The 23,222-nt window shown below is 65.3% G+C and carries 22 protein-coding genes; 20 read left to right on the forward strand and 2 right to left on the reverse strand.

Features of this window, described 5'->3' with window-relative positions; translation table 11 throughout:
• Positions 1-608: 608 nt before the first annotated feature.
• From AC1D14_RS03680 to AC1D14_RS03745, 14 genes are all read left to right on the forward strand, one after another.
• Entirely contained in the window at positions 609-746 is a 138-nt protein-coding gene (locus AC1D14_RS03680) for a hypothetical protein (RefSeq protein WP_230119138.1), read from the forward strand.
• Between the two features lie 177 nt (positions 747-923).
• The gene (locus AC1D14_RS03685; protein ID WP_230119139.1) at positions 924-2,393 is read left to right on the forward strand and encodes a glycosyltransferase family 87 protein; all 1,470 of its coding nucleotides are present in this window, start codon (positions 924-926) and stop codon (positions 2,391-2,393) included.
• A complete protein-coding gene (locus tag AC1D14_RS03690; RefSeq protein WP_230119140.1) occupies positions 2,386-3,825 on the forward strand; it encodes a phytoene desaturase family protein in 1,440 nt (479 codons plus the stop codon). The genes AC1D14_RS03685 and AC1D14_RS03690 overlap by 8 nt, the downstream gene beginning before the upstream one ends.
• A gap of 112 nt (positions 3,826-3,937) precedes the next feature.
• Positions 3,938-5,941, forward strand: a complete 2,004-nt coding sequence (locus tag AC1D14_RS03695) for a penicillin-binding transpeptidase domain-containing protein (protein ID WP_476968061.1) — start codon at positions 3,938-3,940, stop codon at positions 5,939-5,941.
• 124 nt (positions 5,942-6,065) lie between these two features.
• A complete protein-coding gene (locus AC1D14_RS03700; RefSeq protein WP_230119142.1) occupies positions 6,066-7,748 on the forward strand; it encodes an ABC-F family ATP-binding cassette domain-containing protein in 1,683 nt (560 codons plus the stop codon).
• Between the two features lie 266 nt (positions 7,749-8,014).
• A complete protein-coding gene (locus AC1D14_RS03705) occupies positions 8,015-9,208 on the forward strand; it encodes an MFS transporter (RefSeq protein ID WP_476881187.1) in 1,194 nt (397 codons plus the stop codon).
• A 74-nt stretch (positions 9,209-9,282) separates the two neighbouring features.
• Positions 9,283-10,785 carry a phosphatase PAP2 family protein gene (locus AC1D14_RS03710; protein WP_476968062.1) on the forward strand — a complete coding sequence of 501 codons (1,503 nt, stop codon included), beginning with the start codon at positions 9,283-9,285 and terminating at the stop codon, positions 10,783-10,785.
• Between the two features lie 141 nt (positions 10,786-10,926).
• The gene (locus AC1D14_RS03715) at positions 10,927-11,871 is read left to right on the forward strand and encodes an ABC transporter ATP-binding protein (RefSeq protein ID WP_230119145.1); all 945 of its coding nucleotides are present in this window, start codon (positions 10,927-10,929) and stop codon (positions 11,869-11,871) included.
• 4 nt (positions 11,872-11,875) lie between these two features.
• On the forward strand, positions 11,876-12,763 hold the full coding sequence (locus AC1D14_RS03720) for an ABC transporter permease (protein ID WP_230119146.1): 888 nt from the start codon (positions 11,876-11,878) through the stop codon (positions 12,761-12,763).
• Between the two features lie 22 nt (positions 12,764-12,785).
• On the forward strand, positions 12,786-14,081 hold the full coding sequence (locus AC1D14_RS03725) for a sensor histidine kinase (protein WP_230119147.1): 1,296 nt from the start codon (positions 12,786-12,788) through the stop codon (positions 14,079-14,081).
• Complete coding sequence (locus tag AC1D14_RS03730) at positions 14,078-14,785, forward strand: response regulator (RefSeq protein ID WP_230119148.1); 708 nt, start codon at positions 14,078-14,080, stop codon at positions 14,783-14,785. The genes AC1D14_RS03725 and AC1D14_RS03730 overlap by 4 nt, the downstream gene beginning before the upstream one ends.
• A gap of 95 nt (positions 14,786-14,880) precedes the next feature.
• The gene (locus AC1D14_RS03735; protein WP_230119149.1) at positions 14,881-15,831 is read left to right on the forward strand and encodes an intradiol ring-cleavage dioxygenase; all 951 of its coding nucleotides are present in this window, start codon (positions 14,881-14,883) and stop codon (positions 15,829-15,831) included.
• Between the two features lie 21 nt (positions 15,832-15,852).
• Positions 15,853-17,175, forward strand: coding sequence for a M18 family aminopeptidase (locus AC1D14_RS03740; RefSeq protein WP_230119150.1), 1,323 nt, complete (start codon positions 15,853-15,855; stop codon positions 17,173-17,175).
• Positions 17,176-17,433: 258 nt separating this feature from the next.
• Positions 17,434-18,855, forward strand: coding sequence for an amino acid permease (locus AC1D14_RS03745; RefSeq protein ID WP_230119151.1), 1,422 nt, complete (start codon positions 17,434-17,436; stop codon positions 18,853-18,855).
• A gap of 106 nt (positions 18,856-18,961) precedes the next feature.
• Here the strand turns inward: AC1D14_RS03745 and AC1D14_RS03750 are convergent, their stop codons facing one another.
• The gene (locus tag AC1D14_RS03750) at positions 18,962-19,297 is read right to left on the reverse strand and encodes a YnfA family protein (protein WP_476968063.1); all 336 of its coding nucleotides are present in this window, start codon (positions 19,295-19,297) and stop codon (positions 18,962-18,964) included.
• Positions 19,298-19,620: 323 nt separating this feature from the next.
• Here AC1D14_RS03750 and rpsF point away from each other — a divergent pair, with 323 nt between their 5' ends.
• The 4 genes from rpsF (at position 19,621) to rplI (ending at position 21,400) form a co-directional block, all read left to right on the forward strand.
• On the forward strand, positions 19,621-19,926 hold the full coding sequence (gene rpsF / locus AC1D14_RS03755) for a 30S ribosomal protein S6 (RefSeq protein WP_015939036.1): 306 nt from the start codon (positions 19,621-19,623) through the stop codon (positions 19,924-19,926).
• A 55-nt stretch (positions 19,927-19,981) separates the two neighbouring features.
• Positions 19,982-20,557 carry a single-stranded DNA-binding protein gene (locus AC1D14_RS03760; protein WP_018775330.1) on the forward strand — a complete coding sequence of 192 codons (576 nt, stop codon included), beginning with the start codon at positions 19,982-19,984 and terminating at the stop codon, positions 20,555-20,557.
• 133 nt (positions 20,558-20,690) lie between these two features.
• Positions 20,691-20,930 carry a 30S ribosomal protein S18 gene (rpsR, locus tag AC1D14_RS03765; protein WP_003800144.1) on the forward strand — a complete coding sequence of 80 codons (240 nt, stop codon included), beginning with the start codon at positions 20,691-20,693 and terminating at the stop codon, positions 20,928-20,930.
• Between the two features lie 17 nt (positions 20,931-20,947).
• Positions 20,948-21,400: a 50S ribosomal protein L9 gene (gene rplI, locus AC1D14_RS03770; RefSeq protein WP_230119153.1), complete on the forward strand. Its 453-nt coding sequence runs from the start codon at positions 20,948-20,950 to the stop codon at positions 21,398-21,400.
• 112 nt (positions 21,401-21,512) lie between these two features.
• Here rplI and AC1D14_RS03775 read toward each other — a convergent pair whose 3' ends face one another.
• Positions 21,513-21,935: a DUF1801 domain-containing protein gene (locus tag AC1D14_RS03775; RefSeq protein WP_476881182.1), complete on the reverse strand. Its 423-nt coding sequence runs from the start codon at positions 21,933-21,935 to the stop codon at positions 21,513-21,515.
• 175 nt (positions 21,936-22,110) lie between these two features.
• Between AC1D14_RS03775 and AC1D14_RS03780 the strand changes: the two genes are divergently transcribed.
• Positions 22,111-22,737 carry an FMN reductase gene (locus AC1D14_RS03780; RefSeq protein ID WP_476968093.1) on the forward strand — a complete coding sequence of 209 codons (627 nt, stop codon included), beginning with the start codon at positions 22,111-22,113 and terminating at the stop codon, positions 22,735-22,737.
• A 48-nt stretch (positions 22,738-22,785) separates the two neighbouring features.
• The gene (locus AC1D14_RS03785) at positions 22,786-23,178 is read left to right on the forward strand and encodes a TFIIB-type zinc ribbon-containing protein (protein WP_290369767.1); all 393 of its coding nucleotides are present in this window, start codon (positions 22,786-22,788) and stop codon (positions 23,176-23,178) included.
• Positions 23,179-23,222: the final 44 nt, after the last annotated feature.

The following is a 23,222-nucleotide window of genomic DNA, read 5'->3' on the forward strand; positions in this document are numbered from 1 at the left end:
TTGTACACCGGCAGAGCAGAAAAGGAGGTTGGGACAATGATTACTTTGACTAGCGGATGGACGTTGACCATCACCGCGTTCCCGGCCTTCGTTGCTGGCCCGCGCCCTCATCACGGACTCGCCGTCTCCTGACCCTTCGCTCCCGGTGCCCGCACCGGCGCTGCGATAACAGGACGATAATCCTGCTTCTTCGGAGGACTTTCTGACCTCGGCGGTCTGATATGGCGGAGCCACGCGCTTGCGCCGCACCCCCATGATTCAGAACCCTGGCTTCTTGTTGGGGGGTCTGCCTCGCCACCGCTTCGGGGCCACTCACCCGCTTTTACAGATTTCCCTTCATTAGCCCGGGCATTTCTTTGCCCATTTATGGCCATTCTCTGACAAATTAGATGGCTCTACTTGTCATGCCCGGAATTCTGCTTGATTTCCCTGTCTGAATTTACCGAACCCGAATCAAAGGATCCACCGTGACTCCCAGTAGTAGCAGCGCCGCCCCCGCCGGCGCGGCGTCCCCCGTAGCGGCCCCGGCTGCGAACGTGTCCGCCAGGGGAAGCACCCGCCCCCGCCTCACCCGCCGACTGATCCGACACCGAAAGGAGGTGAATGCCATGCTTCGCCAGCTTCAAGAGCTTCTTTCCAGCCGAAACGAAGAGCTGGAGCAACCGCAGTTCAACGGCCAGCTGCTGGACCAGAACCGGGAAGACGTCTACACGCTGATGCATCAGCAAATGAGCAGCATGCGCTGAGTCCACGTCGGCACGATCCCTCCAATACGTTTCCGGTAAAGGGAGGTACTGATGGACTGCACTGCCCACAGCATTCGGCAGAGAGCCCGCGCGGCCACGCGCGGGCTTTCGCAGTTAAGCTTCACCCGCTCTTGAACGATCCGCTAAGAGGTACACGGCCCCGGTAAGCTCGAACCCATGCAGGAGACACAGCCGCCGCCCCATCGAAAGCGTGCGCGCGTGGTGGTACCCAGCCGCAGCGACCGTCTGCTGAAAAATTTCACTGAACTTGTCGGCGGCCCCTTAGGACAGCGGTCAGCACCGGGTATCGTCTCCCCCGGCTTTTTCACGGTGGAACGCGTGCTGATCATCCTCACCGTGGTGGCAGCCCTCGCCGGGATTCTCATCAAGGACTATTGCCGGGTCAACGGATGGGCAACCCCATCGCAGTTTTACTCCACCTGCTATTCCGACTTTCCGGAGCTGTTCCGCAACCGAGGACTGGGCGACGGCGCCTTCCCCTTCTTCACCCAGGGCACCCTTTTTGAGTACCCGGTCCTGATGGGACTCATCGCCGGAGCAACGGCCTGGCTTGTCCCGGGCAGAGGGGCTACGGATTCGCGCGTCCTGGGCTACTTCGATGTCAACGCGACGCTGATTGCGGCCGTTTGGATCGTCACTGTCCTTGCAACGGCCCGGATGACCCGCCGCCGCCCGTGGGACGCCGCCATGGTGGCCTTGGCGCCGGGAATCGTCTTGGCCGGTGTGATCAACTGGGACATGTGGGCCGTGGCAATGCTGGCTCTCGGCATGTACTTCTTCTCGAAGGAGCGGCTGGTGCTCGCCGGGATCCTGATAGGCCTGGGGACTGCCACCAAGCTGTACCCGGTGCTGGTCTTCGGTGCGATCCTTCTGCTGGCCCTGCGCACCGGAAAGATCCGGGCTTTCGTCATTCCCGCAGCGGCGGCCGCGGCTGCCTGGCTGGCCGTCAACGTTCCCTTTGCCGTGAAGGACCCCGCCGGCTGGAAGTATTTCTTCGAGTTCACGCAGGACCGCCCGGCCGGATTCAGCTCTCCCTGGTTCGCATACAACCTCGTGGCAGAGCGTGTCCGATGGACCATACTCACGCCCGAGGCCATCAACACCCTAGCCCTGAACCTGTTCCTGCTCGCCTGTGTTCTCATCACTGTTCTGGCGCTCACCGCACCCCGGCGTCCGCGTATCGCGCAACTGACGTTCCTGATCGTGGCCGCCTTCATCCTGACCAACAAGGTGTATTCCCCCCAGTTCGTGATCTGGCTGGTCCCGCTGCTGGCCCTGGCTCGGCCCCGTTGGCGGGACTTCCTGGTCTGGCAAGGGATCGAAGGGCTGCACTGGGCTGCCATCTGGATGTATCTTGGCCAAGTGACCAGTGGCGGCGTTTCACAGCACAACATCGACATGCCTTACTACGTTCTGGCCGTGGCGGGACATATGCTTGCAACGGCATATCTTATGGCGCGCGTGGCAATGGATGTCTGGGACCCCCGATACGACCCTATCCGCCGCCATTTCATGGATGACCCTCACGGCGGGCCTTTCAATAACGCCATTGACCGGCTTCGGCTGGATCCCCTGCGTCCCTCAGTATCTCTGCTGCCTTGGCGGACGGCTGCGCGCGATGCCTGACGTCGCCGTCGTCGGTTCCGGACCCAACGGCCTCGCAGCAGCCGTGGTGATGGCCCGCGCCGGGCTGAAAGTGCAGGTCTACGAGGCTGCGGCGGAGATTGGCGGCGGAACCCGGACATCGCAGGTGATTGAGGCCGATCACTGGCACGATGTCTGTTCTGCCGTCCATCCCATGGCGCTTGCTTCCCCGTTTTTCAAGGCCTTCGAGTTGCCACGCCGCATCGAGCTTGCCCTGCCCAAAGTCCAGTTTGGCTCGCCGCTCGACCGCGGGCGGTCAGCGCTGGCCTACCGCTCCCTGGACCGTACCGCTGACGAACTGGGCCGAGATGGCCACGCCTACCGCCGGCTCATGGCTCCGCTGGTCCGGCACCTCGACGGCATCGTGGAAACCACCTCGGACCAGTTGCTGCGCATCCCGGCTCATCCATTTTCCGCCGCAATCCTGGGTCTTAGGACGTTGGAACAGGGCTCACCGCTGTGGAACCTGCGGTTCAGAGGGGATCTGGCACCTGCTTTGGTCAGTGGTGTGGCGGCCCATGCGGTGGCGCGGCTGCCGTCCCTAGCCGCGGCGGGCGCGGGCCTGCTACTGAATGCCCTTGCGCATGCGGACGGCTGGCCCATTCCAGTGGGCGGATCAGCGGCGATTGCCGCTGCCATGGCCGAGGATATTCGCGCGCACGGGGGCGAAATCCATACTGGGGTCACGGTGTCCTCACTGGCGGAGCTACAACCTGCCAAGGCCGTCCTGCTGGACGTGGCGCCACCGGCCCTGTCCAGACTCGCGGGCAGCAGGTTGCCGGCATCGTATCGCCGCGCCCTGGAGTCCTTCCGCTTCGGCAACGGTGCCTGCAAAGTGGACTTCATCCTCTCAGGACCTGTTCCGTGGGCCGCCCCGGGACTGGCCGACGCCGGCACAGTCCACGTAGGCGGCACGCGGGCCGAGACGGCACAGGCTGAACACGACGTCGCCGTCGGCAGGCATCCGGAGCGGCCGTACTTGCTCGTGTCACAACCCTCCCCCTTTGACTCCAGCCGTGCCCCCGGCGGCCGGCAAATCCTGTGGAGCTATTGCCACGTTCCTGCAGGCTCCACGGTGGACATGGGCGAGGCCGTGATAAATCAGCTGGAGCGATTCGCGCCGGGGTTCAGGGACGTGGTGCTCAAATACAAGGTGACTACTGCCGCCGAATTGGCCGCGTATAACGAGAACTACGTCGGCGGCGATTTCAGTGCTGGGCTTCTGGACATCCGCGGACTGCTCCAGCGTCCCGTGGTGTCACCGGTCCCGTGGCGGACCCCTGCCCGCGGCGTCTACCTGTGCTCCTCGTCCACGCCGCCTGGCCCCGGCGTCACGGGGATGCCCGGTTTTCATGCAGCAAAGTATGCCCTCAAGGACATATTTGGCTTGGATGTACCGGCGCTGGGCGTCTGACAACGCTCACCGCGCCTCACGCGCGCCTTGGGGGTCGAGGGTTGAGTCGACTCCTGCCCGCCCACCGGCGGTGTGACAGGCGGTGGGCTGCCGGAAGGGGCATAATGGCGCAGTGGGGAACTCAAAAAAAATTTCACTTGCTCTCATCGGTCTTATTCTTGGCACGTCGTTGGTGGCCTGCGATGACGGCCGCGGCGGTGCCGAAGCGGCCGCAAAGCAGCTGGCATCGGCCGTGGCGGGGCTGGATCTCCGCCCCGTTGCATTCGATGGCCGGGACTCTTCCGTGGCCAACGACCAGCTGAAACAGGTATTCAAGGCCCTCGAGCCTGCCAAGCCGTCCGTGGAAGCGGGAGAACTCAAGCTTGACGGAGACACGGCCAGCTTTCCGCTGAGCTACAGCTGGAAGATCGACTCCGGCGAATGGAAGTACACCGTTTCTGCCGGGCTCCGGAAGTCCGCAGACAAGTGGCTCACGGTCTGGTCCCCGGGCATGCTTGTGCCGGACCTCGTCGAAGGGGAGATCCTCAGCAAGTCCACACAGTCCCCGCAGCGCGCGGACATCCTGGGCGCGCAGGATGCTCAACTCGTCACCTACCGGCCCGTGGTCAACGTCGGCATCGACAAACCACAGCTCGGCACCGCGGCTGCGGCCGATTCAGCCACCAAGCTGGCCAAACTCGTGGGTATCGACCCCGCGGCCTACGCCCAGCAGGTTGAGGCCTCCGGACCGGAAGCCTTTGTTCCCGCCATCACCCTCCGGGACACCAACAGCCGCACCGTCACCGACGCCCAGATCGAGGCCATTCCCGGCGGCCGCGCCATCCCCGACAAGCTGCCGCTCGCCCCCACCCGCAACTTTGCCCGCGCCATACTCGGCACCGTCGGCGAGGCCAGCGCAGAACAGATCGAAAAGTCCGACGGCGCCCTGACCGCCGGCGACGTCACAGGCACCGGCGGTTTGCAGCAGCAGTACGACGAGCAGCTCCGTGGAACGGCCGGCCTTGCGATCAGGGTGCAGCGCGCGGATCTCACGAGGGAAGAGATCCAGGCCGCCCCGACCGATCCGCGCCGCACCGTCTTCGAGATCAAGGCGACCGCCGGAACGCCGCTCAAGACTACTCTCGACCCAAAGCTGCAGCAGCTCGCGGAAGACACCCTCGCGGACATCAAGCCTGCCTCCGCCATCGTGGCCCTCCGTCCGTCCACGGGAGCCGTGCTGGCCGCGGCGTCCGGCCCCGGGAGCAACGGCTACAACACCGCAATGCTCGGCCAGTACGCACCCGGCTCCACCTTTAAGGTGGTGGACTCCCTGGCCATGCTGCGCAACGGGTTCACCCCAGATTCAACGGTGGAATGCACGCCGACGCTGACGGTGGATGGACGCAAGTTCAAGAATGCGGAAGGCTATCCCGCCGATTCGCTGGGCTCGGTGACACTGCGCGACGCCTTTGCCCACTCGTGCAACACGGCCTTCATCTCAGTACGGGAGAAGGTGTCGCAGGCGCAGCTTGAATCAGCGGCAACGTCCCTGGGCGTGGCGGTTGAGGCCCCGAAGCTGGGGGCTGATGCCTTTCTTGGTTCCGTTCCCGGTGAGGCCGAGGGTACCGAGCACGCGGCGGCCATGATCGGCCAGGGCAGGGTGCTGATGTCCCCGCTTTCCGCTGCCATCATGGCCGGCTCAGTCGCCAAGGGCGCACCGGTGTCGCCGGTGCTGGTCCTCAACCCGGACGCCACCCCGGGTGCCTCACCCGCCGCCAGCGGAGCGGCAGGCACGCAACCCGCAGAAGGCGCGTCGCCGTCGTCGACCGTCACGGCAGAGGCTCCCGCGAAAAATGCGCAGACTCCGGTGACCAAGGTGGAGGCCGCTTCCCTCGCCGACATGATGCGCGCGGTGGTGACCTCCGGACATGCGGGCTTCCTGGCTGATGTGCCGGGCGAACCCGTGGGCGCCAAGACCGGCACAGCGGAGTTTGGCGACGCCAAGCCGCCGAAGACGCACGCCTGGATCATCGCAGTACATGGTGACCTGGCTGTGGCGGTCTTTGTTGAAGACGGCGGGCTGGGCGCCACCACGTCCGGGCCACTCCTAAAGAAGTTCCTGACTGCCGCCGGCTGATCCGAACGCTCCCGCAGCTCCCGCAACGTTCCGCGAAACCCTCCTGCAGCGAACGCAGGAGGGTTTGGCCGCCTGGTGACGGGACGTGCGGGAGCGTAGGAGTCAGCCATGGGAAGATTGCCGGGTGGCCCATATTGACGTTTCCGGCATCGACTACTTCCTCTCCGACGGCACCCAGCTGCTCAACGGGGTGACCTTCAAGGTCCCCGACGGCACCAAGACAGCCCTGATCGGCCCCAACGGCACCGGAAAAACCACACTGTTCCGCATCATCGCCGGCGATCTCATTCCGGACGAGGGCGTGATCGGCCGATCCGGCAACATGGGCATCATGCGCCAGTTCGTGGGCCAGGTCCGGGATGATTCCACGGTCAAGGACCTCTTGGTTTCTGCCGCCCCGGCGGCACTGGCGGCCGCTGCCCGCGCCGTGGACGACGCCGAGCTCGCTATGATGGAGCACGACGACGAACCCACCCAGATGCGGTACGCCCAGGCGATCGTCGACTGGGGAGACGCCGGCGGCTACGACGTCGAGACCGTCTGGGACGAAGTCTGCATGGCCGCGCTGGGACTGCCGTTTGACCGCGCGCAGCACCGCCCGGCGTCGAGCCTTTCCGGCGGCGAGCAGAAGCGCCTGGTGCTGGAGGCGCTGTTCGCGGGCCCTGATGAGCTGCTGCTCCTCGACGAACCGGACAACTACCTCGACGTCCCGGGCAAGCGGTGGCTCGAGGGAAGGCTCAATGAGTCGAAGAAGACCGTATTCTTCATCAGCCACGACCGCGAGCTGCTGAACAACGCTGCCGGCCGCATCGTCACCCTTGAGCCGGGCATCAACGGTGCCGGTGCCTGGGTACACGGCGGCGGCTTCGGGTCGTACGTGGAGGCACGCGCCGACCGCAATGCCCGCTTCGAGGAGCTCCGCAAACGCTGGGACGAGGAGCACATCAAGCTCAAAGAACTCGTCAACATGTACAAGAACAAGGCGGCATTCCGCTCGGACATGGCCAACCGGTACCACGCCGCCCAGACGCGCCTCGCAAAGTTCTTGGAGGTCGGGCCGCCCGAGGCGCTGCCCATCGAGCAGAACGTGCGGATGCGTCTCAAGGGCGGCCGCACGGCCAAACGCGCCATCGTGGCCGAAAAGCTCGAACTGACAGGCCTCATGAAGCCGTTCTCCACCGAAATCTGGTTCGGGGACCGGGTGGGCGTGCTGGGCTCCAACGGCTCCGGTAAATCCCACTTCCTGCGGCTGCTCGCCACCGGGGGCACCGACCCGGAGCGCGAACACCTGCCGGTGTCCGACGTCGAAATCGCCGAAGTGCCCCACGAAGGAACCGTAAAACTCGGCGCCCGCATCCGCCCCGGCTTCTTCGCGCAGACCCACGTGCGGCCGGACCTGCTCGGGAAGACCCTGCTGCAGATTCTGCACCGCGGCGACGAACACCGCTCCGGACTGGCGCGCGAGGCCGCCGCCGGAGCGCTGGACGGCTACGGGCTCGCAGGCCAGTCCGAGCAGAAATACGAGTCGCTCTCCGGCGGGCAGCAGGCGCGGTTCCAGATCCTGCTGCTGCAGCTCTCCGGTGCCACGTTGCTGCTGCTGGACGAGCCCACCGACAACCTGGACCTGCATTCCGCAGAGGCCCTCGAGCGGGCCATCGACCACTTTGAGGGCACAGTCCTCGCTGTCACCCACGACCGCTGGTTCGCCCGGACTTTCGACCGCTTCCTGGTGTTCGGTTCCGACGGGCGCGTCTACGAATCCGCGGAGCCGGTCTGGGACGAAAAGCGCGTGGAGCGCGCCCGCTAAGCACGACGCTCTCTCACTTTCTGCACGTTTTGTGCCAACGCTCTCTCACACGGTGAGGGAGCGTTTGGCGTTATTTGCGACAAGTGAGAGAGCGTTGGGGATGTGGCTGCAGGGAGTGAAAGAGCGTTGGGGATGCGGCGGCAGGAAGTGAGAGAGCGTTGGGGATGGGGCGGCGGGAAGTGAGAGAGCGTTGGGCACCTGCTGAATCCCGAGGTGGACCCGGGTTTCGGCACGCCCAGCCAGCGACCTTTGGCTAGAGTTGTCGAATGACTTCCACCCAGCAGATCGCCGACCGGCAGGTCTCCGCCGCAGCCGTTGCCACATTCATTATTTTCGGCGCCAACGGCCTGGTCTTCGCCAGCTGGGCGGCCCGGATTCCGGCGGTCACCGAAATCCTGCACATCTCGTCCGGGCAGATGGGCACGCTTCTGCTGTGCACCGCCGTCGGCTCGCTGATCGCGCTGCCCACCGCCGGGCATGTCATCAGCAGGATCGGCACGGCCAACAGTGTCCGGGCAAGTGGCTTGCTGGCGGCGATGGCGGGTGTGGGCATCGCGATCGCGCTGCTCGCGGAGTCTGTTCCGGGTACTGCCGTCGCGCTCTTCTTTTTCGGCATGGGCGTCGGTCTGTGGGATGTTTCCCAGAATGTCGAAGGGGCCGACGTCGAGCATCGCCTCCGCCGGACGATCATGCCCAAGTTCCATGCGGCTTTTAGCGGCGGGGCTTTCTTGGGTGCACTCATCGGTGCGGGGCTTTCCGGAGTTGGCGTGGGCCTGCCCGAGCACCTCCTGGTCATCGCAGCCGCCGTTGCCCTGCTGACCTTCATCACGCCGCGCTACTTTCTTCCCCATGAAGCACCGCAGGTGCCGGACGCCGGTGAATCCAAACCGGCCCGCGGTCCGTCCGCCTGGCGAAATTCCCGCACTTTGCTGATCGGGGTAGTGGTTCTCGGTGCCACTCTGACCGAAGGGGCGGGCAACGACTGGATCGCCAAGGCATCGGTGGACGGCCTCGGCACGACGGAGTCCACCGGGGCGCTGCTCTTCGCACTCTTTGTGCTGGCCATGACAGCCATGCGCTTTTTCGGAGGCGGCGTCATCGACAGGTACGGGCGGGTGGCCGTGCTCCGGGCGAGCATGGCCGCGGCGGCTGCCGGCCTCGCGCTGTTCGTCTTCGCGGGCGACGTTTGGCTTGCCGCCGTGGGTGCCGCCCTGTGGGGAGTCGGGGCAGCCTTGGCGTTCCCCATGGGAATGTCCGCCGCCGCCGATGACCCCAAGCACGCCGCTGCGAGGGTTTCGGTGGTCTCCACCATCGGCTACGTGGCGTTCCTCGCCGGCCCTCCGCTGCTCGGTTATCTGGGCGACCTCACCGGTATCCACCTGGCGCTCCTTGCCATCGGCGCACCGATCCTGGTGGCGCTGCTGCTGGCCGGAGCCGCGAAGCCGTTGTCCTCGAGGTAATGAACCTCGAAGGAGCGAACCGCGACCCGGGCGGGCCAACGCCCAGCCCCGCACCCCGGCGGTAGGGTGGGCTGATGCGAAGAATGCTGCGACGGGGCCCGGGCTGGGTGGCGGGGATGGACCGCGCACTGATGCGGGCGGTCTCGGGATTTCCAGGCGGGCATCATGACACCTTCTTCCGCCGGCTTTCCGCGTCAGCGAACAAGGGCAAGCTCTGGTTCGGTGTGGCCGCCGTGGCCGCCCTTGTTCCCGGACGCACAAGGAGGGCCGCCGTTCACGGGCTGCTCGCACAGGGCGTGGCTTCGGCCGTCACCAACATCGTCTTCAAGACCCTGCTGCCCCGCACGCGCCCGCTGCCCGAGCACCTGCCGGTTTTCCGTTTCGTCCATCCCCAGCCCACCAGCTCCTCCATGCCGTCCGGCCATTCTGCGTCGGCAGTCGCTTTCGCCCTCGGGACAGGACTCGTCCAGCCGGTTCTGGGCGCGGCGGTGGCGCCCGTTGCTGCCGGAGTTGCATACTCCCGGGTGCATACAGGGGCCCATTGGCCGTCAGACGTCCTCTTCGGCTCGGCCATCGGAGCCGGGGCCGCCCTCATCACCAGGAAATGGTGGCCCGTCCGGCCCCCGTTCCCGCCCACTACCCGCACGTGGATCAAGACGGCCCAGGTGCCCAGCGGCGAGGGCCTGAGCATCGCGGTGAATTCGTTGGGGGGTTCTTTCACGGAGGAGACCGCGGAGGCCCTTCGGGAAGTATTCCCGCTTGCACATATAACCACGATCGCGCCGGACCAAGACCTGGCCGAACAGATAGAAACGGCGGCGACGCGGCCCGGGACGCGTGCGCTGGCGGTGTGGGGCGGTGACGGAACCGTGGGCACGGCCGCTGCGGTCGCCGTCGGACATGACCTTCCCCTGCTGGTACTGGCGGGCGGCACGCTCAACCATTTCGCCAGGGACGCCGGAACGCCCTCGCTCCAGGAAGCGGTCGAAGCCGCGGGAAAGGGCGAGGCGGCGCAGGCCGACGTCGGGATCGTGGCCGTGGAACGAGGGCTGGCGGACGACCCCGAAATGGTGGAGCTCATCATGCTCAACACCGCCAGTATCGGGCTCTACCCCAACCTGGTCCGCCGCCGCGAACAGCTGCAGCCGGCCTTGGGAAAGCCGCTGGCAGGGGTCGCGGCGATGTTCCGCACGTTCGCAGTGGAAAAGCCCGTCACGCTGATTGTGGACGGCGTCCGCCACAAACTGTGGATCATGTACCTTGGCCGGGGCCGCTACTACCCCAGGGACCATGCCCCGCTCTTCCGCCCGGTGCTCGACGACGGAGTGCTGGATGTCAGGATGATCACCGCCGACGAATCCTTTGCGCGCCTCCGCATGCTCTGGTCCGTGCTGACAGGCACCGTGGCCACCTCCAAAATTACCCACCTCAGGGAGGCCAGCCACGTGCGGCTTGAATGCGGAACGGTGCCCATGGTGCTCGCTGTGGACGGTGAAACCATGCCGGGTGTGCGAGCAGTTGAAATCACTCTCAAGCGCGGCGCACTGAAGTACTACTCGCCGCGTCCGAAGGACTAGGGGCTCATCCGTCCGGACTACGCCGGACAACCCTGATTCGCCCCTGAATCATCCCTGAGACCGGCGAATTCGGCCGTCCGCATCGGTAGCGTGGAACGTGCAGACCAATCAGCACTCCGCAGCTAGGCAAAGGACCGCTCCATGATCGAGGCACAAGGCCTGACGAAGGTCTACGGCGACAAAACCGCCGTCGGCGGCGTCGACTTCACCGTCCAGGCCGGACGGGTCACCGGCTTCCTGGGCCCCAACGGGGCCGGCAAATCAACCACCATGCGCATGATCATGGGACTGGACCGCCCGACGGCGGGAACGGTCACCGTGAACGGCGTCCCGTTCGCCCGGCACGTGGCCCCGCTCCGTGAGATCGGCGCCCTCCTGGACGCGAAGGCTGTCCACACGAGCCGGTCGGCCTACAACCATCTCCTGGCCATGGCCGCCACCCACAGCATCCCCAAGAAACGTGTTCACGAAGTCATCGAGATGACGGGCCTGGCCGACGTGGCCCGAAAAAAGGTCAAGGGTTTCTCACTTGGCATGGGGCAGCGCCTGGGCATCGCCGCCGCGCTCCTGGGCGACCCGCAGACCATCATCCTGGACGAACCGGTCAATGGCCTCGACCCCGAAGGCGTGGTGTGGGTCCGCAATCTGGTCAAGTTCCTGGCCTCCGAGGGCCGCACGGTGTTCCTGTCCAGCCACCTCATGAGCGAGATGGCGCTGACCGCCGACCATCTCATCGTGATCGGCCGCGGCAAGATCATCGCCGATGCACCCATCAAGGACATCATCACCGGCAAGGGACAGACCCGGACGCGGGTCCGCACGGACCAGCCCGACCAGCTTATGAACGTCCTCGCCGGAACCGGCGTCTCCGTTGAAGTCCAGGACCACGAACTGCTCGAGGTCAAGGGCCTGGACCCCCGCCAGATCGCACGGGCGGCGCTCGACAGCCGCGTCATGATCTACGAACTCACTCCGCTGCAGGCCAGCCTCGAAGAGGCGTACATGGAGCTGACCAAGGATGAGGTCGAATACCACTCGCTGATTACCACGGGAGTCCCCGTCCCCGTCCAGTCCGGAGGCAACTAAAGCCATGAGCACATCAACCGTCGCCCAGCCCGGCCCCCGCAGCGCCGGCCCCGCGCACTCCAGCAACGCCCGTACCGCCAGCCCGGGTCCTGGACCCAGTTTCTTCCGCGTGCTGAACTCTGAATTCATCAAGTTCCGGACGCTTCTGTCCACCCTGATCCTGCTCGCCGCCACGGCCGTGGTGATGGTGGGGTTCGGCGCCCTGTCCGCCTGGGGAACCGGCCAGTTCGCTGATGCGGCCGGCTCCGATCCCCAGGCGGCGGAAGCACTGGCGGCCCAGGGCGGGGACCTCGCAGTCACTGTCCCCACGTCCGGCATCGCCTTCGCCCAGCTCATCCTTGGCTCGCTGGGCGTGCTGCTCATGAGCTCCGAGTTCACCACAGGAATGGCCCGCTCCACGTTTGCCGCCGTGCCCAAACGGATCCCCGCGTTCGTCGCCAAGCTCGCCGTGGTGATGGTCAGCGCCTTCATCCTGACGGCCGTATCCACCTACGTTGCGGGCCTGGTTGCCGTGCCGATCCTGGACAACTACGGCCTGAAGCTGGATCTTGCCAGTTCCCAGTCAATCAAGCTGCTGCTCGTCAACAGTGCCTATGTGGCTGCCGTGGCCGCGATCGGCATGGCCCTCGGGACTCTGGTGCGGAACTCGGCCGGAGGCATCATGAGCCTCGTGGGACTGTTCTTCGTGGCACCCATCGCCTTCCAGCTGATTCCGGGCGACTTCTTCGTGGAAGCCCGCAAGTACCTGCCCGGCAACACGCTGACGCCCCTGACGGCCGTAGAGCACGTCCCGGACACCCTCGAAGTCTGGCAGGCCGGACTTGTCCTGGGCGCCTGGGTAGTGGTGCCGCTGGCCCTCGCCACGATCCTGCTGAAAATCCGCGACGTCTAGGGTCAGAGCCTAGGCTCGTTTCATGACTGAAGCTGTTCCACTGAAGGACGCGCCGGCCGGCCAGGGCGGCGCGTCCTTCGCCGAGATAGCGGCCAGGCGCCGCGGCCGCCTGCGCCGCTACCTGCACCAGCATCCGCGCGTCATGGATGCCGTGGTGGTTCTCTGCTATCTCCTGCTGGTGACACCCACCATGGTGGACGCCGTACGCGCCGGGGTTTGGCTGGCAGCCGGGCTGCTCACCGCCGTCGCCCTGTCCTTGTTTCTCCGGCGACGTTATCCGGTTCCTCTTGTGGCGTTCATTGCGGCCGTGGAGGTGGCTGTCACCGTGCTGCATCCCTGGGGGACCAACGTTTCCGCCGGGCTCTGGTTCTCGCTTTACGCCCTCGCCGTGGTGCGCACCAGGCGGTTCGCCCTGGTTACGCTTGCGCTCGCGACGGCACCGCTGGCGCTGCTCTACTTCTTCGCGGCTGTGGGTCCGCTGGAGAGGGAACTGCCCGCCTCTGCAACGTCGCCCGAAGAGTTCCAGCTGATCTCAAGCATCGCGGCGGGCACAACCATCGCGCTCTCAAACGTTCTCGCCACAGGCATCGGAATATCGGTTCGCCAGCGCCGGGAACACGAACAGGAGATTGCCGCGTGGGCGGCCCAGGCGGCCAAGCTCGGCTCCGTCAACGAACGGAACCGGATCGCACGGGAAATGCATGACGTCGTGGCGCACTCGCTGACCGTCATGGTCACACTTTCGGACGGGGCCGCCGTGGTGGTCCGGAAGGATCCCGAACGCGCGGCAGAGGTCTTGGCAGAGATGTCCCGGACCGGGCGTACCGCCCTGGCGGATATGCGCCGCGTTCTCGGGGTCCTGCGCGACGACGCGTCCGCGGGGCAGGCGCCGCGCGAGCCGCTGGCTGCCGGGGACAACCTCGCCAAGCTCCTGGACGGGTTCCGTGCGGCAGGGCTTCCCGTGCACTACTCGCACACCGGACCCGCGCTGCCGGCGGATGCCGCGTTCCAGCTGACCGTCTACCGCATTGTTCAGGAGTCGCTGACCAACGTGCTGCGATATGGCAGGGCGCTGAGCCGCGTTGACGTTACGGTGGTCCGTGACCCGTCCACGGTCACCATCGAAGTAGTGGATGACGGCCGGGGCACCGGCTCCGCACCCACCGGCACAGGCGCGCTTGGTTCGGGGCAGGGATTGACGGGCATGAAGGAACGGGCCGGGATCTACGGGGGTACCGTGGAGGCTGGGCGGACCACCAGCGGCGGCTGGCGGGTGAAGGCTGTCCTGGCACTCAACGGCAACAAGGGGGAAGAATGAGCGACGCCGGACGCATCCGGGTTTTGCTGGTGGATGACCAGCCGCTACTGAGGATGGGCTTCCGGCTCATTCTGGAGGGCGAAGACGATCTGGAAGTGGTGGGCGAAGCCTCGGACGGGGCCGAGGCAGTCCGGGAGGTCCGCGAGCTCAAGCCCGACGTCGTTCTCATGGACGTCCGGATGCCGGTCCTGGACGGGATTGAGGCCACCCGCGCCATCACCGTCTCCGGCTCGTGCGCCAGGATCATCATCCTGACCACCTTCGACCTCGATGAGTACGCTTTTGCCGGGCTGCAGGCCGGAGCGTCGGCCTTTCTGCTCAAGGACGTGGCGCCGTCCGAGCTGGTCCAGGCCGTGCGGGTGGTGGCCAGCGGTGACGCCGTCGTCGCGCCCCGCGTTACCCAACGGCTCCTGGAAACCTACGTCCGTGGTGCGGCTGCCAACGCGCCGGCCGCGGCTGCCGCCACCCCCGCCCACCGGGATCCGCTGCTGGAAGCTCTGACTCCGCGGGAAACCGAAATGCTGGAGGCAATGGCCGAGGGCCTGTCCAATGCCGAAATCGCGCACCGGTACTTCCTCTCGGAGGCCACGGTGAAGACCCATGTCCGGCGGATCCTCACCAAACTCCACCTGCGGGACCGGGTCCAGGCCGTGGTCTATGCCTACGAAACAGGACTCGTGACCCCCAGCAACCCGGACTACTGAACCGGCCGCCGGCAGGTACCGCCAGGCGCCCCGCGCACAGCTTCCGCACAGGATTGCCCTATGCGGGCCATAGCTGCCTGGCGTTTCATGGATCCATGAGCACATCACCCCGCACCCCCGACGTGCAGCACTCCCCGCACAGGCCGCATCCCGACCACGACCGTGGCCTCCAGTTCGACCTCACGACGCTGATGAGCAGGCGATCCCTGGGCATGTTCTTTGGCGCCGGCACGGCGGCTGCTGCGCTGGCTGCGTGCACGCCGGGTGGGTCGTCCGGTTCTGCGGGCACCACCGGAACCTCGGCGTCCGCGCCGGCCGGATCCACGGGCACGACGACGGCGCCCGCGGCTTCCGCCGCATCCTCCGCCAGTGCATCCCCCACAGCTTCCCCTACGGTGACCCGGGCGATCGCCGAGTGCGGTGTGGAGATCCCGCAGGAAACGGCCGGTCCCTACCCGGGCGACGGGTCCAACGGCCCGAACGTCCTCGAGGCCTCCGGCGTGGTGCGGCAGGACATCACGTCCAGCTTCGGTACGTCAGCCACGAAGGTCGACGGCGTACCGCTGACCGTCACGCTGACCCTGCTCGACAACGCCAACGGCTGCGTTCCGCTGGCCGGCGCCGCCGTCTACGCCTGGCACTGTGACCGGGACGGAAAGTACTCCCTGTACGATTCCGGGTTGGAAAACGAGAACTACCTCCGCGGCGTGCAGGAAGCGGACGCTAACGGGCAGGTCACCTTCAAGACCGTCTACCCGGGTGCCTACAACGGCCGCTGGCCGCACATCCACTTCGAAGTCTTTGAATCCATGAATAACGCCACAGCGGCCGGGCAGGTGCTGGCGGTCTCGCAGATCGCGATGACCGATGCGGCCTGCAAGGTGGTCTACACGTCCCCTGGCTATGAGACCAGCGCCCAGAATTTCCCCAACACCACCTTGCAGTCGGACAACGTCTTCGGCGACGACGGCGGCATCTACCAGCTCGCCACCATGTCGGGTTCAGTATCGGCCGGCTATACCGCAGGTCTCAACGTCACTGTCTAACGCGGCGCTAGACTCGGAGCCATGCCTCTCCACACCTCTGCCGCAGACCACATCCGGGACCTGGGCGACTATGTCAGCGCATCGCCGTCGAGCTTTCACGCCGTCCACGAAGCGGCGCGGAGGCTGGACGGGGCGGGCTTTACCGGGCTGGACGAGCTTGAGCCGTGGGAAGCGGCGGCAGGCAAGTTTTATGTGATCCGCGACGGCGCACTGATCGCCTGGGTGACCCCCGATGGTGCCGGCCCCACCACCGGCTTCAACATTCTGGGCGCGCACACGGATTCGCCGTCTTTCAAGCTCAAGCCCAAGCCCACCACCGGCAGGTTCGGCTGGCTGCAGGCCGGCGTGGAAGTCTACGGCGGACCCCTGCTGAACTCGTGGCTGGACCGCGAACTGCAGCTTGCCGGACGCCTGGTCATGCTCGACGGCACCCAGCACCTCACCGCCACCGGTCCGCTCCTGCGCTTTCCTCAACTCGCCATCCACCTCGACCGTGCCGTGAATGAGGGCTTGGCCCTGGACAAGCAGCAGCACATGAATCCGGTGTTCGGCCTCGGCGATCCAGCCGGGGAGGACCTGCTGGGACTCCTGGCCCAGCGTGTGTCCGGCGCCGGGACTGTTGACCCTGCGCAGATCGGGGGATACGACGTCGTCATTGCGGACACGCAGCCGGCTGCCGTTTTCGGGGCCAAGGGCGAGTTTTTCGCCTCCGGCCGGCTGGATAACCTCTCCGCGACGCACGCCGGGCTGATGGCCCTTATCGCCCTCGCGTCACGGCCGGGGGGCGGTTCCTCCACCACCGTACCGGCCCCGATTGCCGTGCTTGCTGCGTTTGATCATGAGGAAATCGGTTCGGCGTCGCGCTCGGGCGCCTGCGGGCCCGTGCTCGAGGACGTCCTGGTCCGCATTTCGGACGGGCTGGGGGCGTCGGTGAGCCAGCGGCGGCAGGCGTTTGCGGCGTCGTTCTGCGTTTCCGCGGATGCCGGACACGCTGTCCACCCGAACTATCCCGAGCGGCATGATCCCGTCAACCATCCCCTCCTCAACGGGGGGCCGTTGCTCAAGATCAATGCCAACCAGCGCTATGCCACGGACGCCGCCGGTGCCGCCCTCTGGGCACGGCTCTGCGGCGAAGCCGGCGTTCCCTACCAGGAATTCGTGTCCAACAACGTCATGCCGTGCGGCTCCACCATCGGGCCGCTGACGGCCACCCGGCTGGGCATCAGGACCGTGGACGTGGGGGTGCCCCTCCTGTCGATGCACTCCGCGAGGGAACTGTGCGGCGTGGAGGATCCGCACCGTCTTGCTAAGGTGACGGAACGGTTCTTCGCGGTTCCGGCATAGATGTGCCCGCTGGGCGAAGATTTCCGCTCCGTTACAAAAGTCCGCCCCAGAAAACTTGCGTTGACTATTAGTACTTCCCGTTGGAAGTCTGCCCGTTTTCCGGCGAGGCAAACTGTGCGACTGCATAAGTCTCTGCCCTTGGCTGCTCGCCTAGTGTGAAACGCATCATGTGGGACGCATCATGTGGGACGCGGCACACGCTCCTGCCGGCTCCGGCCCACACCCAAGATCTGAAATCAACAAGAGGACGGCGCATTCATGCACGCTGACCAGCAACTCTCGAAATCCCTGAAACCCCGCCACCTGTCCATGATCGCCATCGCCGGGGTCATTGGCGCAGGGCTGTTCGTCGGCTCCGGTGCCGCAATCCAGCAGGCAGGACCGGGCATCCTGCTTGCCTACACGGCCGCCGGAATCGTGGTCATCCTGGTGATGCGGATGCTGGGTGAGATGGCTGCCGCCAATCCCGAGACCGGATCCTTCTCCACGTACGCCGACAAGGCTCTGGGCAGTTGGGCAGGCTTCAGCATCGGCTGGCTCTACGCCTGGTTCTGGATCATCGTGCTCGGAATCGAGGCGACCGCCGGTGCCGCCATCATGCACCGCTGGGTTCCCGGCATCGACCAGTGGATCTGGGCCCTGCTCCTCATGGTCCTGCTGACACTGACCAACCTTGGCTCGGTGAAGTCCTACGGTGAGTTCGAGTTCTGGTTTGCCTCCATCAAGGTCGCGGCCATTGTCCTCTTCCTGCTCTTTGGTGTGGCAGCCATCCTGGGCCTGGTCCCCGGCGTTCCGGCACCGGGACTGAGCAACCTGACCGACAACGGCGGCTTCCTGCCGAACGGGCCGGGAGCGGTGCTCGCCGGCATCCTCGTGGTGGTCTTCTCCTTCTTCGGCGCCGAAATCGCCACCATCGCCGCCGGCGAGTCCGAGAACCCCGTGGATGCCGTGAAGAAGGCCGTGAAGTCCACGGTCTGGCGCATCTTGGTCTTCTACATCGGCTCCATTGCCATTGTTGTCACCCTGCTGCCGTGGAACTCAGCCAACGTCGCCAAAAGCCCGTATGTTGCGGTGATCGAACTGTTCGGCATCCCCGGCGCCGGCACCATCATGGACATCGTTGTGCTCACGTCCGTGCTGTCCTGCCTGAACTCCGGCCTCTACACGGCCAGTCGGATGCTCTTCTCACTCTCCCGGCGCGGGGATGCCCCGAAGTCCTGGATGAAGATCTCCCGCCGCGGCGTGCCGGCCGCGGCTGTTCTGGCCTCCACCGTGGTGGGCTTCATTACCGTGGGCCTGAACTACATCGCTCCGGACACCGTGTTCCTGTTTCTGGTGAACACCTCCGGTGCCATCGCGCTGTTCGTCTGGCTGGTCATTGCCGTGTCGCAGCTGATCCTGCGCCGCCGGATGGGTTCCGCCGCCAAGGACCTTGCCCTGAAGATGTGGCTGTTCCCCTACCTGACGTGGTTGGCCATCGGCAGCATCGTCGCGCTCATCATCGGCATGGTGATTCTCGAATCCACCAGGGAGTCACTCCTGCTGTCAGTCGGCCTCGCTGCGGTCGTGGTCGGCATCGGCGTATGGCGTTACCGCAGGGGCAACGCGGAAAGCGGCCCTCTGGAAGCCGCCGTTCCGGAAACCGAAGCGGCCAGCGTGGGCGCAGAGCCGACGTCGTAGTCCGCGGTTGCAACGCGCAGCTTGAATACCCGAACCGTCCGCCCGGTGTGCCGTTAAGGCCCGCCGCGCGGACGGTTTTGCGTTGCCGTCGGCGGGTGAACAGCAGTCAGCCCTGTCGCGGCGCGAACATGATCAAAGCCACGCCCGCGAGGCACACAGCGGCGCCGATGAGGTCCCAGCGATCTGGCCTGAAGCTGTCCAGGATCACGCCCCAAGCCAACGAGCCCACGATGAATACGCCGCCGTAGGCAGCCAGGACACGGCCAAAATTGGCGTCGGGCTGGAGCGCGGCCACAAATCCGTAGATCCCCAGGGCCACGACGCCGAGTCCGGCCCACCACCATGCCCTGTCCTCCCGCACAGCCTGCCAGATCAGCCAGGCGCCACTGATTTCCGCGGCCGCGGCAAGGGCGAACAGCAGGACCGATTTCAGAGTCGTCATGGCTCCAGTATTTCCTTGGGCGTGATTTATCCACAGCCGGCCGTCATGTGGCTGGAACCGTGGCCGTCTTCCCCGGGTGCAGCGCCGGTCAGTACCGGCGTCACGTTTTCCACATAGGAGTCTCTGCTGCTGCACCCGCCGGCAGCAGCACGTTAGCCTCGAGTCAGAGCACGAATCGCGGAATCCCTCCCCGATGCACTAAGATATTGAAGTCTGTGCTGCGCCCTGCCTCCGTTTTGGAGCCTGGCCTGCACGGCACCGCAAATGAACCTCCTGTTACGGAAATGCCGTAACCGCTTAGCCCAAAGGAGGTGGGTTCACATATGCGTCCTTACGAATTGATGGTAATCATCGACCCCGAGGTCGAAGAGCGTACCGTAGAGCCGTCGCTTCAGAAGTTCCTGAATGTCATCACCAACGATGGTGGAACCATCGAAAAGGTCGACATCTGGGGCCGCCGTCGCCTCGCTTACGACATCAAGAAGAAGTCCGAGGGTATCTACGCCGTGGTGAACTTCACCGCCAAGCCGGAAACCGCCAAGGAACTTGACCGCCAGCTGAGTCTCAATGAGACCATCATGCGCACCAAGATCACCCGCCCCGAAGAGCAGAAGGTCGTTGCTGAGTAATTTCAGCTCCCGGCATTCATTCTTTACCCCGCAGGAACGAACAAGGAGGCAGTAGATGGCAGGCGAAACCACTATTACGGTCATCGGTAATCTCACCAATGACCCCGAACTGAGGTTCACACCGTCAGGTTCGGCAGTAGCGAACTTCACCATCGCTTCTACGCCCCGCACTTTTGACCGCCAGTCCAATGAGTGGAAGGACGGGGAAACCCTGTTCCTCCGCGCATCGGTGTGGCGCGAAGCAGCTGAAAACGTCGCCGAGTCCCTGACAAAGGGCATGCGCGTGATCGTTTCCGGCCGACTGAAGAGCCGTTCCTACGAAACAAAAGAGGGCGAAAAGCGCACCGTTATCGAGCTCGAGGTCGATGAAATCGGCCCGAGCCTGCGCTACGCCAACGCCAAGGTCAACCGCACCCAGCGCTCCGGCGGTCAGGGTGGACAGGGCGGCTTCGGCGGCGGCAACAGCGGCGGTGGATTCGGTGGCGGCCAGGGTGCAAACCAGGGCGGCAACACCGGCGGAACCTGGGGTGGCAACCAGCCCGCAGCGCAGGAAGACCCTTGGGCCACGCCCGGGGTCAGCAATGCAGGCGGCGGCTGGGGCAACGGCCCGGATTCCGAACCTCCCTTCTAAATAAACACATCAAAGGTTCTACGCCGGCAACCCCTGAAGCGTGCCATATGGCACGTTTTGGTCACCGCCGCCGTCGGACCACCACCATCCCGTGGATCAATGTCCACGGGCTCCAAAGAATAGGAGCTCCACGATGGCTAAGGCTGAACTCCGTAAGCCCAAACCAAAGTCCAACCCCTTGAAGGCCGCTGACATCACCGTCATCGACTACAAGGACGTAGCATTGCTGCGCAAGTTCATCTCCGACCGCGGAAAGATCCGCGCCCGTCGCGTCACCGGCGTCACGGTGCAGGAACAGCGCAAGATCGCCCAGGCAATCAAGAACGCCCGCGAAGTTGCTCTGCTGCCTTACTCCGGCGCTGGCCGCGGCTAAGGAAGGGATTAACTAACATGGCAAAGCTCATTCTGACCCACGAAGTAACCGGTCTCGGTGCTGCAGGCGACGTTATCGAGGTCAAGGACGGTTACGCACGTAACTACCTGCTGCCCCGCGGCTTCGCTCTGACCTGGTCCAAGGGTGGCGAGAAGCAGGTTGAGTCCATCAAGGCTGCCCGCGTCGCCCGCGAGCACGCTTCCCTGGAAGATGCTCAGAAGCAGGCCGCTGCGCTGTCCGCCAAGCCGGTCAAGCTGGTCGTCAAGGCTGGCGAAAGCGGCCGCCTGTTCGGCACGGTCAAGCAGGCCGACGTTGCTGACGCTGTTGAGGCCGCTGGCCTTGGCCGCATCGACAAGCGCAAGGTTGAACTGCCGACGCACATCAAGTCGGTCGGTTCCTACCAGGCGAACGTCCGTCTGCACGACGACGTTGCCGCTGTGATCGAACTCGACGTAGTCGCAGGCAAGTAGTCTTTCCGGCTCTAAGCCAGATTGCTGCGCAGTCCTGAACTGCTGAAAGCCCCCGCTGTCGGTTCCCCCGGGAACCCGACAACGGGGGCTTTCGCTTTCCGTCACGGTCGGTTCAGTGGCGTTGGACCACGGTGGTGTAGTAGCGGTAACCCGCCCGGATCAGTTCAGCCAGTGCGGTTTCATCGATGTCCTCGAGCTTGTTGACGTACACGCAGCCGGCACCCATCTTGTGGTTGCCCAGCCTCGCGAGGAGTTCAGGGGCTTCCGGTGCCGCGCTCAAACCGTACAGGGACAGGCTGGCTTTGCGCGGAGAGAATCCGACCGCCGCGGCATCGCCTTCCCGCCCGCTGTCGTATTTGTAGTGGTACCTGCCGAATCCCACGATGGTGGGCCCCCACATCTCGGGTTCCTCGCCGGTCAGCTCCGCCATGAGGGCCCGCAGCCGGAGGGCGTCCTGGCGCCGGACAGGATGTTCCACACCGGCCAGGAACTCATCCACCGAGGCGCCGGTTACTTGCGTCTTGTTTTCCGCCATGGAGGCAGTGTACGTCGCCTTGCTGCCGGCGCTGATAGTTCGCGAACTGAACGGCCCGCACTCCGCAGCGCCGCCACCAACTCCGAAGTCCGGAATAAACACGGAAGGGCCCGGGTTGAGGGAGTAGATGCAAACGCATGCACTGTCGCAGACAGTCGACCCTGAGGAGATCACCGTGGAGACCCGCCGCATAACCGTTCTGTCCGCCGGCCTGGGGGTTCCGTCGTCGAGCAGGCTGCTGGCCGACCAGTTGGCCGGCGCCGCCAGCCAACAGCTTGAGGCAGCCGGGTACGAGGTGACCGTTGATGTGGTGGAACTCCGCGATCTGGCCGTGGACATCGCCAACAACTTCGTCACCGGCTACGCGGCTCCGCGCCTCGCAGAGGTTATCGCCGGGGTGGAGGCGTCCGACGGAATCATCGCGGTCACGCCTGTCTTCAGCGCCTCGTACAGCGGCCTCTTCAAGTCCTTCATCGACGTGCTGGACCCCAAGTCACTGGACGGGAAGGCTGTGCTGCTGGGCGCCACGGGCGGAACCGACCGCCACCAGATGGTCCTCGAGTACGCCATGCGCCCACTGTTCAGCTACCTCCGCACCAGGGTGGCTCCGACAGCCGTCTTTGCCGGCCCCCAGGACTGGGGGAACACGGACGACGGCGGCTCTCCCCTTTCGGCGCGAATCGGGCGGGCGGCGGGCGAGTTTGCCGGCCTGCTGGACGGGGTGCAGCCCGGCAGGAAGCAGGCGCCCCTGGAGTCGCTGCCTTTTGAACAGCTGCTGGCCGGGATATCCGCCGCGCGGTAGTGGTGCGGACCGGTGAACTATTCCCGGGACCCGCTCGTTGTGCCGGTCATGAAGTGTCCTGTTGATTCCGTAGACCTGATCATGAGCGAACGCAGTGGAGTGGAGATTGATTACTGCCCCCAGTGCCGCGGCGTATGGCTTGACCGAGGGGAGCTGGACAAGATCATTGACCGTGCGGCCGACTCGTTCGGGGGAGCGGGCGCGCCTGCGGCGCCGCCAGTACCGGCCCCGCCAGCTCCGGGCATGGTCCCGCCTCCCCTGTACCAGAACCACGAGGCACCGCGGGAACGGCCCCGGTATGAGCAGCCGAACTATGACAAGCCCGGTTACGACAAGCCCCGTTATGACGACCGTGGCTACGGCAAGGGCTATGACCGCGAGTACGACGGCCGGCGGCCAAAAAAGAAGGAAGGATGGCTGGGCGACCTCTTCGATTTCTGACCGTTCGCGGGTTCTGCGCGACGTTGGCCCGCGCAGGAAGACTC

It is taken from the genome of Arthrobacter sp. P1_B11, assembly GCF_056406715.1.